Origin of the sequence: Hoeflea sp. 108, from assembly GCF_000372965.1 — a bacterium.
Classification (GTDB): Bacteria; Pseudomonadota; Alphaproteobacteria; order Rhizobiales; family Rhizobiaceae; genus Aminobacter.
The window spans coordinates 257,439-272,646 of record NZ_KB890025.1; the positions used below are offsets into that span (position 1 = coordinate 257,439).

Sequence of the window (15,208 nt, forward strand, 5' to 3'; positions counted from 1 at the left end):
TGGCTTGGCCTTCAGGGATTGGGAGAAGTGAATGGGGCCTCCGGTCGATCCGGTTCCCGCAGGGGATAGCCAGCCTAAGTCAGCCGATGTCGTGATCGTCGGTGGCGGCATCATCGGCGTCAGTACGGCGTTGTTCCTGGCCAAGCGCGGCGTATCGGTCGTCCTGTGCGAGAAGGGACACATCGCCGGCGAGCAGTCGAGCCGCAACTGGGGCTGGTGCCGGCGCATGGGCCGCGACCCGCGCGAACTGCCTCTGATCGTCGAGGCGCTGAAGATGTGGGGCGACATCGAGCAGCTGGTCGGCGAGGACGTCGGATTCCGCCGCACCGGCATTCTCTATCTCTGCCAGGACGAAAGCGACGTCGAGCATCATTCCGAGTGGCTGAAGACGGCCGGCGACTATGCGCTCGACACGAGGATGATCGAGGGCAGGGCGCTCGCCGATCTGATGCCCGGCGCGCAGAAGAATTTTCGTGCGGCACTTCACACGCCAAGCGACGGTCGCGCTGAGCCGCAGAAGGCGGCGCCCGCGATTGCGCGCGCCGCACAAAGAGCCGGCGCGCAGATCCTGTTGCGCTGCGCCGTGCGCGAGATCGAGACCGAGGGCGGCCGCGTCAGCGGTGTCGTCACTGAAAATGGCCTGATCCGCGCCGGAACCGTCGTGGTCGCCGGTGGCGCTTGGTCGAGCCGGCTCTGCCGGGATGTTGGCGTTCGCCTGCCGCAGCTTGCCGTGCGCTCGTCGGTCATGCGCACGGCACCTGTCGAGGGTGGTCCCGACGGTGCCGCATGGACCGAGGGTTTTGCTTACCGCAAGCGGCTCGACGGCGGCTACACCATCGCCGACGGCACGATCAGCTACCACCATGTAAATCCCGACAGTTTCCGCTATTTCGCCGACTTCCTGCCGATCCTGTCGCGCGAATGGCGCTCTGTCGGCCTGCGCTTCGGCGATTTCGTCGGCGGCCCGTTCGGGCTGTCGCCGAAGCTGGACGGCGCGGCGACTGTCTACGAGACGCATCGCACACTCGATCCGGAGCCTGCCGAAGGCCGGCTCGAGCAGGCGCGTGCCAGCATGGAAAAGGTGTTTCCGGTGCTGAAGGGCGTGCCAACGGTGCAGCGCTGGGCAGGCTTCATCGACGCCACGCCCGATGCCGTGCCGGTCATTGCACCGGTCAAGTCGATGCCGGGGCTGATGCTCGCGACCGGCTTCTCCGGCCACGGCTTCGGCATCGGTCCGGCGGCTGGCCGGCTGACAGCCGACCTTGTCACCAACGACACCCCGTTGGTCGATCCCAGGGCCTTCCGCTACGAGCGCTTCATCGACGGCACGAAACACCGGCCGACAACGGGGGTGTGACGCCCAGTCCACCTGGTATCGGGTAGGTCCGGTCCTATCCGAACGGTCGCCCGCACCTCTGAACGAGTAGGTGCGGGCCAACGCCCAAAGGTCCGCGTTTCTATCCCGACAGGTGTTGTGAGGGTCGGGGGCAAAACCGATCATCCTCTCGAAAGCCACGAAAGGGCACGGCGCCCTGAGCAGTCTTCGGGAGGACATATCATGGCCGGCTTCACACAGCTTTTTGTTCCAGGACCGACTAACGTTCCGGAGGTTGTCCGGCAGGCGATGAACATGCCCATGGAGGACATGCGCGCGCCTGACTATCCGACCTTCACCCGCGGCCTGTTCACCGACCTGATGAAGGTGTTCCGCAACGAGACCGGCCGCGCCTTCATTTTCCCGTCCTCGGGCACCGGCGCCTGGGAATCGGCGATCACCAACACGCTCAGCCCCGGCGACCGCGTGCTGATGTCGCGCTTTGGCCAGTTCTCGTATCTGTGGGTCGACATGGCCGAGCGCTTCGGCCTCGACGTCGACGTCGTCGACGTCGAATGGGGTACGGGCGTTCCGGTCGAGATCTATGCCGAGCGTCTCGCCGCCGACAAGGAGCACCGCATCAAGGCGGTCTTCGTCACCCACAACGAGACGGCCACAGGCGTGACCAGCGATGTCGGCGCGGTGCGTGCTGCGCTCAATGCGGCCAAGCATCCGGCGCTGCTTTTCGTCGACGGCGTGTCGTCGGTCGGATCGATCGATTTCCGCCAGGAGGAATGGGGCGTCGACTGTGCCGTGTCAGGTTCGCAGAAGGGCTTCATGCTGCCGCCCGGTCTAGGCTTCCTGTCGGTCAGCCAGAAGGCGCTGGCCGCTGCCAAGCAGGCGAAGTTCAGCCGCTGCTACTTCTCCTTCGAGGATCAGATCCGCGCCAACGACACTGGCTACTTCCCCTACACGCCGGCGGTGCAGCTGCTGCGCGGCATGCGCGCTGCCCTTGACCTGATCCAGGAGGAGGGCCTCGACAACATCTTCGAACGCCACAACCGTCTGGCGACAGGCGTGCGCAAGGCTGTCGACGCCTGGGGCCTGAAGGTCTGCGCCAAGGAGGCGAAGTGGAACTCCGACACGGTCAGCGCGATCGTGGTTCCCGAGGGCATCGACAGCGCCGAAGTCGTGCGCCGCGCCTATCACGGCTACCAGACCTCGCTCGGCGTCGGCCTGAACAAGGTCGCCGGCAAGGTGTTCCGCATCGGCCATCTTGGCTGGGTCAACGAAGTGATGATGTGCGGCGCGATCTCGGCTGCCGAAATGGCGCTGCGCGACGTCGGCGTGAAGGTGCAGCCGGGCTCCGGCGTCGGCGCCGCCCTAGAGCACTATCGCCTGTCGGCCCAGCCGGCCGTCGCCAAAGCGGCCTGAGGGAGGATCGCATGAGCCATACACTCCACCACCTCCGCAAGCTGCGCCTCCAGCGCAGCGAGCTGGCTGTCCCCGGCTCCAACCCGGAGATGATCCGCAAGGCCGCCGACGGCGACGCCGACTACATCTTCCTCGACATCGAGGATGCGGTGGCGCCGCCGGACAAGGAGCGGGCGCGGAAGAACATCATCCAGGCGCTCAACGAAATCGACTGGCGCGCTAAGGGCAAGACCATCTCGGTCCGTATCAACGGCCTCGACACCCATTACATGTATCGCGACGTGGTCGATGTGATGGAGCAGGCCGGCGACAAGCTCGACACCATCCTGGTGCCCAAGGTCGGCGTGCCTGCCGACCTCTACATGGTCGACGCCATGGTCAGCCAGATAGAAACGGCCAAGGGTTTCAAGACCCGTGTCGGCCTGGAAGCACTCATCGAGACGGCACTGGGCATGGCCAATGTCGAGGCGATCGCCGCCTATGGCGGCCGGCTCGAGGCGATGCATTTCGGCGTTGCCGACTATGCTGCGAGCTGCAAGGCGCGCACGGTCAGCATCGGCGGTCTCAACCCCGACTATCCCGGCGACCAGTGGCACGCAGCCCTGTCGCGCATGACGGTCGCCTGCCGCGCCTACGGCCTGCGCCCCATCGACGGACCATTCGGTGACTTCTCCGATCCGGAGGCCTATATCGCCGCCGCCAAGCGTGCGGCAGCGCTCGGTATCGAAGGCAAATGGGCGATCCACCCCTCGCAGATCGAACTGGCCAACGCGGTGTTTTCGCCGCCGGAAAAGGAAGTCACCCGCGCCCGCCGCATCATCGAGGTGCTGAAGGAAGCCGAGGAGCAGGGCAAGGGCGCTGCCGCCCTCGACGGCAAGATGATCGACGCAGCATCCGAGCGCATGGCGCGCAATGTGCTGGTCATGCACGAGGCAATCGAGCAGTCGGCGCGGTCGCGCACGAGCCTGCCAAACTGAGGAGGAGTGCGACATGGATATTCATGAATACCAGGCCAAGGAACTGCTCTCGCGCTACTCGGTGCAGATTCCGCGCGGCGGCCTTGCCTACAGCCCCGAGCAGGCGACCTACCGCGCCAGCGAGATCGGTGGCGGCAAGTGGGTGGTCAAGGCGCAGATCCATTCCGGCGCCCGCGGCAAGGCCGGCGGCATCCGCATCTGTACGACCGACAACGAAGTTTCCGACGCTGCCGAAGCCATGCTCGGCCGTAAGCTGGTGACCCACCAGACCGGACCGAAGGGCAAGCTGGTGTCGCGCCTCTATGTCGAGGAAACCGTCGACATCCGCCAGGAGCTCTATCTCGGCATCGTGCTCGACCGTAAATCGGAGCGTGTCATGATCGTCGCCTCCGCCTCCGGCGGCATGGAGATCGAGGAGATCGCCGAAAAGCAGCCCGACTCGATCATTCGTGCCATCGTCGATCCGGGCGCCGGCATGCAGCAGTTCCAGGCCCGCGAGATCGCCTTCGGTCTCGGGCTCGAAAACAGCCTGATCGGCAAGGCTGTCGAGACGCTGCTCGGCTGCTACCGCGTGTTCCGCGACTTCGACGCATCGATGCTGGAGATCAATCCGCTCGTCGTCACCAAGGACGGCAATCTGATCGCGCTCGACGCCAAGATGTCGTTCGACGAGAACGCGTTGTTCCGCCGCGCCGAAATCTCGGAGTTGCGCGACAAGTCGCAGGAAGACCCGCGCGAAACCTTCGCCAGCGACCGCGGCCTGTCCTATGTTGGCCTCGACGGCAACATCGGCTGCATCATCAACGGCGCCGGTCTCGCCATGGCGACCATGGACATGATCAAGATGTCTGGCGGTGAGCCGGCCAACTTCCTCGACATCGGCGGTGGTGCCTCGCCTGAACGCGTGGCCAAGGCGTTTCGCGCCGTGCTGGCCGACAAGAATGTCGAGACCATCCTGGTCAACATCTTTGCCGGCATCAACCGCTGCGACTGGGTGGCCGAGGGCGTCATCAAGGCAATCCGCGAGGTCGGCGTGAAGGTGCCGCTGGTCGTGCGCCTGGCCGGCACGAATGTCGAAGAGGGCCGCCGCATCCTCGCCGAGTCCGGCGAGAAGGTGATCGTCGCCGAAACGCTGGCCGAAGCAGCCGAGAAATCGGTCGAGGCGATGCGTGCCTATTCCAAATCGAAGAAGAACTGAGGGGAGGTCAAAATGGCAGTACTCTTGAACCGCAGGACGCGCGTCATCGTCCAGGGCCTCACCGGCAAGATCGGCTCGTTCCACGCCGACGACATGAAGCGTTACGGCACCAACGTCGTCGGCGGTGTGACGCCGGGCAAGGGCGGGCAGGTCCATCAGGGCATTCCGGTGTTCAACACCGTCAGGGGCGCCGTGCGAGAGACGGGCGCCGAAGCCTCCATCGTCTTCGTGCCGCCGCCCTTCGCGGCCGACTCGATCATGGAAGCGGCGGAAGCCGGTCTCAAGCTCTGCGTCTGCATCACCGACGGCATTCCCTCCCAGGACATGATGAGGGTTAAGCGCTACATGCGCCGCTTCCGCTACGAAGACCGCATGCGCCTCGTCGGCCCCAACTGCGCCGGCGTCATCACACCCGGACAGGCGCTGATGGGCATCATGCCCGGCAACATCTACCTGCCGGGCCGTGTCGGCATCGTCGGCCGTTCGGGTACGCTCGGCTATGAGGCAGCCTCGCAGATGAAGGCGCTCGGCATTGGCGTGTCGACCTCGGTCGGCATCGGCGGCGACCCGATCAACGGCTCGTCCTTCAAGGACATCCTCAAGCTGTTTGAGGACGATCCCGACACCGACGCCGTGGTCATGATCGGCGAGATCGGCGGTCCGCAGGAGGCCGAGGCCGCCGAATGGGCCAGGCACAACATGCGCAAGCCGCTGATCGCCTACATCGCAGGCCTTTCGGCGCCGAAGGGCAAGCGCATGGGCCATGCCGGCGCCATCATCTCCGCCTTCGGCGAATCCGCCCAGGAAAAGGTCGAAATCCTGCGTGAGGCGGGCGTGACGATCGTGCCGACCCCCGCAGCCTTCGGTCCGACCGTTGCCGGCGTGCTCGAACAGCAGAAGAAGGCCGCCTGACCCGGCCTTCGAGGGGAGCCGGCGCCGACCGGCTCCCCTTTCTCGCCTCGGCCGGAAGATCGGTCTCGATTTTCCCTTCGGTCGATGCGTAGTCTATCGGCGTCGAGGCCCGCACGGGCGGGCGACGCTCCAAGTTCATTCTAGGGAAATGCGATGAAACCTCGGGTTATAGTCACGCGGCGCTGGCCACAGGCGGTCGAACAGGTCCTGGCGGAACGGTTCGACACCACCTTCAACCAGGGCGACGTTCCGCTGAGCCCGACCCAGATCAAGGCGGCATTCCTGAATTTCGATGCGATCCTGCCGACCGTGAGCGACAAGCTGCCGGCAGCAGTCTTCCCTGACGCTGATATCCGCACCAGGATCCTCGCCAATTTCGGCGTCGGTTTCAGCCATATCGACACCGATGCCGCCAAGGCGCGTGGCATCACCGTGACCAACACGCCGGGCGTGCTTACCGATTGCACAGCCGACATCGGCATGAGCCTTCTGCTTTCGGTCGCCCGGCGGGCCGGTGAGGGCGAGCGCCAGCTGCGCTCCGGGCAGTGGGCGGGCTGGTGCCCGACCCACATGATCGGTACCAAGGTGACCGGCAAGACCATCGGCATCATCGGCATGGGTCGCATCGGCAAGGCGATGGCCAAGCGGGCGCATTTCGGCTTCGACATGGACGTCGTCTTCTACAACCGCTCGAAGGTCGATGACGAGGAGACCCGCGCTATGGGCGCGCGCCAGCTTGCCAGCATCGAGGACGTGTTGGCCGCGGCCGATTTCGTCTCGCTGCATTGCCCAGGCGGCGCCGAGAACCGCCATCTCATCAATGCCGACCGGCTTGCCGCGATGAAGCGCGGCGCGTTTCTCATCAACACGGCGCGTGGCGACGTGGTTGACCAGAAGGCGCTGGTGGCAGCGCTTCAGGAAGGCAAGATCGCCGGCGCCGGCCTCGACGTCTATGACGGCGAGCCCGACGTGCCGGCGGAACTGATCGGCATGGAGAATGTGGTTCTGCTGCCGCATCTTGGCAGCGCCACGGAGGAAACCCGGGTGGCCATGGGCATGAAGGCGGTCGACAATCTGACCGCCTTCTTCGAAGGCCGCCCCTTACCCGACAAGGTGGTGTGATGATCGACGACCGTTCGGCTCCGGCAGTGACCAGGCTCCGCGAACAGGCGATTGCGCTGTTCCGCGAGGGTGTTGCGGCATCGGACCCCGAACGGGCCGTCATCTCGGCGCTGGACGCGCGTCGTGGCGAGATCGCCAGAGCAAACCGCGTCATCCTGATCGCCTTCGGCAAGGCTGCCTGCCCCATGGCGCGGGCAGCACTGCCTTTTGTCGGTGACAAGCTGCATCACGCCTGCGCGGTGACCAACCGCGAGAACCTGGCGCCGGTTCCCGGCGTCGAAGTCATCGCGGGTGGCCATCCCTTGCCCGACGAGGGCGGCATCGCAGGCGCCTATGCGGTCGAACGCGCCGCACGCTCGGCCGAGCCCGGCGACCTGGTGCTTGTGCTGGTCAGTGGCGGCGGCTCGGCCTTGATCTGCGCGCCGTCCCCCGGCGTGTCGCTGGCCGACAAGATCGCGCTCAATTCAGCGCTCATCCGCTGCGGCGCCGACATCAACGAAATCAACGCGGTGCGCCAGCAGTTCTCGCGGCTAAAGGGCGGCCGGCTCGCCCAGCTCGTGTCCGGCGCGAAGATGCTGTCGCTGATCCTGTCCGATGTGCCGGGCGACGATGTCGGCACCATCGCCAGCGGGCCGACCGCCCGGCCATCGGCAAGCGCTGCAGATGCACTGCGCATCATCTCGCGCTACGGCCTGTATGACAGGCTGCCCGCAACCCTTCGCGGCCATATCGACAATCTGCCGTTGACCGGACCTGAAACCAGCTTCGACCATGTCGAGAACGTCATCGTCGGCTCCAACAGCATCAGCCTGCACAAGGTGATGGAGAGTGCGGAGACCAGCTATCCGATGGTGGTCAAGGCCGACGACTGGCTGAGCGGCGATGTCTCCGACGTTGCCGAGATCCTGCATCGCATGGCCATTTTCGCGGCCAACCAGCGCGGTCCCGTTGCCATCGTTGCCGGCGGTGAGCCGACCGTGCGCGTCGCGGGCACCGGCATCGGCGGCCGCAACCAGGAACTCGCCCTTCGTTTCGCGCTGCTCAACGAATGGGCCTCGATCAAGCGCCCCTGGGTGTTTCTCAGCGGCGGCACCGACGGTCGCGACGGTCCCACCGATGCGGCAGGCGGGATCGTCGATCCAAGCTCGACGAGCTGGATGCGCAAGCTCGGCTGCAATCCTGTGGCGCTGCTTGAAAACAACGATTCCTATCATGCGCTGGAATCATCGGGCGATCTGCTGATCACGGGTGCCACCGGCACCAATGTCGCCGATCTCCAGATCTTGCTGATGCAGTAGTCGCAGCTTCGGCCACTGCCGGTCATTGTCGCATCGGCGGTCAGAATATTCCATTTTCGAAAACGAAGACGTTCGCCGCCGCTGTCTGGTTGAGCTCCTTTGCCCAAGGTCAACTTTCGTACCTGTTGTTTCCGCTGCTGAAAATGTTTACTGTCGGTGAAATAGATTCAGCGATCAGCAGCGGGTGGCAACGACATGGCGAAGGCAAAGGCCGCGGAAAAGCAGGCGACTTCGAGGAAAAACGGCAAGGAATCGCATGTCGATGTGCCGGCCGCCGTCGCAAAGGCCGCTTTGGCGCGCGTTTCGCCGCTGCATCAGGATCCGCACGCCGTTCGCGACACCCGCGAAAAGGTACTCGAAGTCGCGATCGGCCATGAGGTGCGCGCCTTCCGCAAGAAACTCGGCATCACGGTTGCCGATTTGGCAGCTGCAACCGACATTTCGCTCGGCATGCTGTCGAAGATCGAGAACGGCATCACATCCCCGTCACTGACCACCCTGCAATCGTTGTCGCGGGCGCTGGGCGTGCCGTTGACCTCGTTCTTCCGCCGCTTCGAGGAGGAGCGCAACGCCGTCTTCGTCAAGGCGGGCGAGGGCGTCGATGTCGAGCGCCGCGGCACACGTGCGGGTCACCAGTATACGCTGCTCGGGCACATCGGTTCGGACACGTCAGGCGTGACGGTCGAGCCTTATCTCATCACGCTCAGTGAAGATTCCGATGTCTTCCCGACCTTCCAGCACGACGGCATGGAATTTCTCTACATGCTCGAGGGCGAGGTGGTTTACCGTCATGGCAACAACCTCTACCGCATGACCCCTGGTGACAGCCTGTTCTTCGACGCCGACGCTCCGCACGGGCCGGAGGAACTGACCCAGCTGCCGATCAAGTACCTGTCAATCATCTCCTATCCGCGTGGTCGCGGTAGCGACTGATCGGAACAGTCGAATTATCTCTGTTTTTCTGATGCTTGATAGCGGCCCGGTTTTCCGGGCCGCTGTCGTTTTGACGTCCCGCCGGTGACGCCGCGCCGCCCATCTGAGGCGAGGCTGGCTGCTGTGACGCCAGATCATTTCACCAGGGATAATGCTCGTTCTCTGTCGGGAAAGCCCCGTACGGATTTGGCGCGCGCACCTGTTTGCCGGCTGGGCTCCGGTCATCATGCGCTGTTGTTTTTCTACAGGAATAAAAAATTCATCACAGTTGAATTGCCCTCGGGAACCTGCTAGCTTTTGTCACAGGCAGCCAATGAGTGGAGGAAACCGGGATGTGCGGAATTGTAGGACTGTTTTTGAAGGACAAGTCGCTTGAGCCCCAGCTGGGCGCGCTGCTGTCCGAAATGCTCGTAACCATGACGGACCGCGGTCCGGACAGCGCCGGCATCGCCATCTATGGCGCTGGCGCGAAGGGCCAGGGCAAGATCACGATCCAGTCGGCGTCGCCCGAGCAGGATTTCAAAGGCCTCGATGCTGAACTCGGCAAGAAGCTCGGCACCAAGGTGTCGGCGACCGTGAAGTCGACGCATGCCGTTCTCGACGTACCCGCTGCCAAGCTCGAGGAAGCACGCGCCGCCATCGCCGAACTGCGCCCCAACGTCCGCGTCATGGGTGCAGGCGAAGCCATCGAGATCTACAAGGAAGTGGGTCTGCCAGTCGAAGTGGTGAAGCGCTTCGACGTCACCAAGATGAGCGGCAGCCACGGCATCGGCCATACCCGCATGGCAACCGAATCCGCGGTCACCACGCTCGGCGCCCACCCGTTCTCGACCGGTCCCGACCAGTGCCTGGTTCACAATGGTTCGCTGTCGAACCACAACAACCTGCGCCGCGAGCTGATCCGCGACGGCATGCGTTTCGAGACCGAGAACGACACCGAGGTCGCGGCCGCCTATCTGTCGTCGAAGATCGCCCACGGCCAAAACCTCGGTGAGGCGCTGGAAAGCAGCCTCAACGATCTCGACGGCTTCTTCACCTTCGTCGTCGGCACCAAGAACGGCTTCGGCGTCGTCCGCGATCCGATCTCCTGCAAGCCCGCCGTCATGGCCGAAACCGACCAGTATGTCGCCTTCGGTTCCGAGTATCGCGCGCTGGCCAGCCTGCCCGGGATCGAGGAAGCCCGGGTCTGGGAGCCGGAACCGTCCACCGTCTATTTCTGGGAGCACTGAGACTATGCATTCAACGAATCTTGCGACGGCCCCCCTGCACGAGGTCAACTACCAGCCCAAGGTCTTCGATCTGTCGAAGAAGACCCTGCGCGAGTTCAACCAGGCGCTCCACGAAGTGAAGGATGCCGCCGGCGAACCGAACTGGGAAGTCATCAACCCGAAGGGCAGCCATGCAGTAGCAGTGGGCGCCGAGCACCCGATCTCGATCGATGTTCAGGGCTCCGTCGGCTACTATTGCGGCGGCATGAACCAGAACGCCACCATCACCGTGCACGGCTCGGCTGGTCCCGGTGTCGGCGAAAACATGATGTCGGGCACGATCGTCGTGAAGGGCGACGCCAGCCAGTATGCCGGCGCCACCGGCCGCGGCGGCCTGCTGGTCATCGAGGGCAACGCCTCGTCGCGCTGCGGCATCTCGATGAAGGGCATCAACATCGTCGTGCGCGGCAATATCGGCCACATGTCGGCCTTCATGGCCCAGTCCGGCAACCTGGTGGTTCTCGGCGACGCAGGCGATGCGCTTGGCGACTCGATCTACGAGGCTCGCCTGTTCGTGCGCGGCTCGGTCAAGAGCCTCGGCGCCGACTGCATCAAGAAGGAGATGCGCCCCGAGCACATCGCCATCCTGAAGGACCTGCTCGAGCGCGCCGGCATCGCCGACGTCAAGCCGGAGGAGTTCACGCGCTACGGCTCGGCACGCACCCTCTACAACTTCAACATCGACAACGCTGACGCATACTGAGGACCAAAATGACCTACCACAATCCTCCGACGACGCCGCGCAAGTCAGCGACCTTCGATGAATACGCGATGTCTGAAATCCGTCGCGCCGCAGCGACGGGCATCTACGATATCCGCGGCTCGGGCGCCAAGCGCAAGGTTCCGCATTTCGACGACCTGCTGTTCCTTGGCGCCTCGATCTCGCGCTATCCGCTCGAAGGCTATCGCGAGCGTTGCGATACCTCCGTCGTGCTCGGCACCCGCTATGCCAAGAAGCCGATCGAGCTGAAGATCCCGATCACGGTTGCCGGCATGAGCTTCGGCTCGCTGTCGGGGCCGGCCAAGGAAGCCCTCGGCCGCGGCGCGACGCTCTCCGGCACATCGACCACCACCGGCGACGGCGGCATGACCGAGGAAGAGCGCGGCCATTCCAAGCAGTTGGTGTATCAATACTTGCCGTCGCGCTACGGCATGAACCCGCGTGACCTGCGTCGCGCCGATGCCATCGAAATCGTTGTCGGTCAGGGCGCCAAGCCGGGCGGCGGCGGCATGCTTCTCGGCCAGAAGATCTCCGACCGCGTCGCCGAGATGCGCACGCTGCCGAAGGGCATCGACCAGCGCTCGGCCTGCCGTCACCCCGACTGGACCGGTCCCGACGATCTCGAGATCAAGATCCTCGAAATCCGCGAGATCACCGACTGGGAAAAGCCGATCTACGTCAAGGTTGGTGGCGCACGCCCCTACTACGACACGGCACTTGCAGTGAAGGCCGGCGCCGACGTCGTCGTGCTCGACGGCATGCAGGGCGGCACCGCTGCCACGCAGGAAGTGTTCATCGAGCATGTCGGCCAGCCGACGCTCGCATGCATTCGTCCGGCGGTTAAGGCGCTTCAGGATCTCGGCATGCACCGCAAGGTCCAGCTGATCGTCTCCGGTGGCATACGCAATGGTGCCGACGTGGCCAAAGCGCTGGCGCTTGGTGCCGATGCAGTATCCGTCGGAACCGCGGCTCTCATCGCCCTTGGCGACAACGATCCGCGTTGGGAGGAAGAGTACCAGAAGCTCGGCACGACTGCCGGCGCTTACGACGACTGGCACGAGGGCAAGGACCCGGCCGGCATCACCACGCAGGACGTCGAGCTGATGAAGCGCGTCGATCCGATCGCGGCGGGCCGCCGTCTGGCGAATTACCTGAAGGTCATGACGCTTGAGGCACAGACCATCGCCCGTGCCTGCGGCAAAAATCACCTGCACAATCTCGAGCCTGAGGACCTTTGCGCTCTTACGATCGAGGCGGCCGCCATGGCTGGCGTACCGCTTGCGGGAACGAGCTGGGTACCTGGGAAGGGTGCCTTTTAAAACCATAAGGATTGGGAGGAGCAATTCATGGGAACCGCCTTCGAAGGCAAAATCGATCAGTCCGAGGTGACAGATCTCCGCGAGTTCGCGAAAACTCGCAACATCAAGTACTTCATGGTCTCGTATACGGACCTGTTCGGCGGCCAGCGCGCCAAGCTGGTGCCTGCCCAGGCCATTTCGGACATGCAGAAGGATGGAGCCGGCTTTGCCGGCTTCGCCACTTGGCTGGACCTCACGCCGGCCCACCCGGACATGCTGGCGGTGCCGGATCCGCTCTCGGTGATCCAGCTGCCCTGGCGCCCGGAAGTCGCCTGGCTCGCATCGGACTGCCTGATGGAAGGCAAGGGCGTGGCCCAGGCGCCACGCAACACGCTGAAGCGCCTCGTCGCCGAAGCCGCCAAGGAAGGCATGCGCGTCAAGACCGGCGTCGAGCCGGAGTTCTTCCTCACCACGCCTGATGGCAATCAGATCGCCGACGAGTACGATACCGCCGCCAAGTCCTGCTACGACCAGCAGGCGGTGATGCGCCGCTTTGACGTCATCGCCGAAATCTGCGATGCCATGCTCGACCTCGGCTGGAAGCCCTACCAGAACGACCACGAGGACGCGAACGGCCAGTTCGAGATGAACTGGGAGTATGACGACGTTCTCCAGACCGCCGACAAGCACTCCTTCTTCAAGTTCATGGTGCGCTCGATCGCCGAAAAGCACGGCCTGCGCGCTACCTTCATGCCCAAGCCGTTCCAGGGCCTGACCGGCTCCGGCTGCCACGCCCATATCTCGGTGTGGGATCTCGCGGGCAAGTCGAACGCCTTTGCCGACAAGAACATGGAGCTGGGTCTGTCGGAGAAGGGCCGCTATTTCCTCGGCGGCATCATGAAGCACGCCTCGGCGCTCGCCGCGATCTGCAACCCGACCGTCAATTCCTACAAACGCATCAACGCCCCGCGCACCGTCTCCGGTGCCACCTGGGCGCCGAACACGGTGACGTGGACCGGCAACAACCGCACCCACATGGTGCGCGTGCCCGGCCCCGGCCGCTTCGAGCTGCGCCTGCCCGACGGTGCGGCCAACCCTTATCTGATGCAGGCTGTTATCATCGCCGCCGGTCTCTCGGGCATCCGCTCGAAGGCCGATCCCGGCCCGCGCAGCGACGTCGACATGTATCGCGAAGGCCACACCGTCACGCACGGTGCCAAGCTGCCGCTCAACCTGCTCGACGCGCTTCGTGCCTATGACGAGGATGGCGAACTGAAGGCTGCGATGGGCGAGGATTTCTCCGCCGCCTACATCAAGCTGAAGCACCAGGAGTGGAACTCCTACGCCTCGCACTTCACCCAGTGGGAGCGCGACCACACGCTGGACGTCTAGGACACCAGCACGGCTCAGCGCCCGGCCTTCGGGCCGGGCGACGGCCCAGCATTTGTCAAAATTCGCCGGAACTCATGCGATGAAATATTCGATCTTCTCACTCGCCAAGGCGGCACTGTCAGGCCACAAGGGCTGGGACAGGGCCTGGCGCGATCCGGCACCCAAAAGCCACTACGACGTGGTCATCATCGGCGGCGGCGGCCACGGGCTGGCGACGGCCTATTTTCTCGCCAGCGAATACGGCATCCGCAATGTCGCGGTGCTGGAAAAGGGCTGGATCGGCTCCGGCAATGCCGGGCGCAACACCACCATCATCCGCTCCAATTATGGGCTTCCCGGCAATACCGGCTTCTACGAGCTGTCGATGAAGCTGTGGGAGAGCATGGAGCAGGACCTGAACTACAACGCGATGGTCAGCCAGCGCGGCATCATCAACCTCTACCATTCAGATGCCCAGCGCGACGCTTTTGCCCGCCGCGGCAACACCATGCGCATCAACGGCATTGATGCCGAGCTGCTGGATGCCGTGCAGATCCGCAAGGAACTGCCGTTCCTCAATTACGACAATGCGCGCTTCCCGATCATGGGCGGCCTGCTGCAGCGCCGCGCCGGCACTGCCCGACACGATGCCGTGGTGTGGGGCTACGCCCGCGCCGCCGACCAGCGTGGCGTCGATATCATCCAGAATTGCGAGGTCACTGGCTTCGTTCGCGACCAGAACGGCAAGGTCACCGGCGTGGAAACCACACGCGGCAGGATCGGCGCCGGCAAGGTCGGCATGGCGGTCGCCGGCAGCACTTCGAAGGTTGCGGCCATGGCCGGCATGAAGCTGCCGATCGAGAGCCACGTGCTGCAGGCCTTCGTCTCCGAGGCGATCAAGCCGCTGATCCCTGGTGTCATCACCTTCGGCGCTGGCCACTTCTACATCAGCCAGTCCGACAAGGGCGGCCTCGTCTTCGGCGGCGACCTCGACGGCTACAATTCCTACGCCCAGCGCGGCAACATGCCTGTCGTCGAAGACGTCTGCGAAGGCGGGATGGCGGTGATGCCGATGATCGGCCGCGTGCGCATGCTGCGCCAGTGGGGCGGCATCATGGACATGTCGATGGACGGCACGCCGATCATCGACAAGACACCTGTCGACGGCCTCTATCTCAATGCCGGCTGGTGTTATGGCGGCTTCAAGGCGACGCCGGCGTCCGGCCTGGTCTTTGCCCATCTGCTTGCCCGCGACGAGCCGCACCATGAGGCGGCACGCTTCCGGCTCGACCGGTTCCGCCGCGGCGCGATGATCGACGAAAAGGGCCAGGGCGCCCAGCCAAACCTGCACTGAAAGCGAG

General features: G+C 64.3%; 13 protein-coding genes. All 13 read left to right on the forward strand.

The window, feature by feature from the left end; genetic code table 11:
• The first annotated feature begins 31 nt into the window (after window positions 1–31).
• The 13 genes from B015_RS0127165 (at window position 32) to B015_RS0127225 (ending at window position 15,201) form a co-directional block, all read left to right on the forward strand.
• Window positions 32–1,357, forward strand: a complete 1,326-nt coding sequence (locus B015_RS0127165) for an FAD-binding oxidoreductase (protein WP_026227792.1) — start codon at window positions 32–34, stop codon at window positions 1,355–1,357.
• A 201-nt stretch (window positions 1,358–1,558) separates the two neighbouring features.
• Window positions 1,559–2,749, forward strand: a complete 1,191-nt coding sequence (locus B015_RS0127170) for an aminotransferase class V-fold PLP-dependent enzyme (RefSeq protein WP_026227793.1) — start codon at window positions 1,559–1,561, stop codon at window positions 2,747–2,749.
• An 11-nt stretch (window positions 2,750–2,760) separates the two neighbouring features.
• The gene (locus B015_RS0127175; protein WP_018430920.1) at window positions 2,761–3,726 is read left to right on the forward strand and encodes a CoA ester lyase; all 966 of its coding nucleotides are present in this window, start codon (window positions 2,761–2,763) and stop codon (window positions 3,724–3,726) included.
• 13 nt (window positions 3,727–3,739) lie between these two features.
• On the forward strand, window positions 3,740–4,924 hold the full coding sequence (locus tag B015_RS0127180) for a malate--CoA ligase subunit beta (RefSeq protein WP_018430921.1): 1,185 nt from the start codon (window positions 3,740–3,742) through the stop codon (window positions 4,922–4,924).
• 12 nt (window positions 4,925–4,936) lie between these two features.
• On the forward strand, window positions 4,937–5,836 hold the full coding sequence (gene sucD, locus B015_RS0127185) for a succinate--CoA ligase subunit alpha (protein WP_018430922.1): 900 nt from the start codon (window positions 4,937–4,939) through the stop codon (window positions 5,834–5,836).
• Between the two features lie 153 nt (window positions 5,837–5,989).
• Window positions 5,990–6,958, forward strand: coding sequence for a D-glycerate dehydrogenase (locus B015_RS0127190; protein ID WP_018430923.1), 969 nt, complete (start codon window positions 5,990–5,992; stop codon window positions 6,956–6,958).
• The gene (locus B015_RS0127195; RefSeq protein ID WP_040457381.1) at window positions 6,958–8,256 is read left to right on the forward strand and encodes a DUF4147 domain-containing protein; all 1,299 of its coding nucleotides are present in this window, start codon (window positions 6,958–6,960) and stop codon (window positions 8,254–8,256) included. The genes B015_RS0127190 and B015_RS0127195 overlap by 1 nt, the downstream gene beginning before the upstream one ends.
• 195 nt (window positions 8,257–8,451) lie before the next feature.
• Window positions 8,452–9,189, forward strand: coding sequence for an XRE family transcriptional regulator (locus B015_RS0127200; RefSeq protein WP_018430925.1), 738 nt, complete (start codon window positions 8,452–8,454; stop codon window positions 9,187–9,189).
• Window positions 9,190–9,521: 332 nt separating this feature from the next.
• Window positions 9,522–10,418, forward strand: a complete 897-nt coding sequence (locus B015_RS0127205) for a glutamine amidotransferase family protein (RefSeq protein ID WP_026227795.1) — start codon at window positions 9,522–9,524, stop codon at window positions 10,416–10,418.
• Window positions 10,419–10,422: 4 nt separating this feature from the next.
• Window positions 10,423–11,160, forward strand: coding sequence for a GXGXG domain-containing protein (locus B015_RS0127210; protein WP_018430927.1), 738 nt, complete (start codon window positions 10,423–10,425; stop codon window positions 11,158–11,160).
• Window positions 11,161–11,168: 8 nt separating this feature from the next.
• Window positions 11,169–12,497: an FMN-binding glutamate synthase family protein gene (locus B015_RS0127215; RefSeq protein WP_018430928.1), complete on the forward strand. Its 1,329-nt coding sequence runs from the start codon at window positions 11,169–11,171 to the stop codon at window positions 12,495–12,497.
• A gap of 27 nt (window positions 12,498–12,524) precedes the next feature.
• Window positions 12,525–13,868 (forward strand): type III glutamate--ammonia ligase, encoded by a 1,344-nt coding sequence (gene glnT / locus B015_RS0127220; RefSeq protein WP_018430929.1) that lies wholly within the window; start codon window positions 12,525–12,527, stop codon window positions 13,866–13,868.
• Between the two features lie 79 nt (window positions 13,869–13,947).
• Complete coding sequence (locus tag B015_RS0127225; RefSeq protein WP_018430930.1) at window positions 13,948–15,201, forward strand: sarcosine oxidase subunit beta family protein; 1,254 nt, start codon at window positions 13,948–13,950, stop codon at window positions 15,199–15,201.
• Window positions 15,202–15,208: the final 7 nt, after the last annotated feature.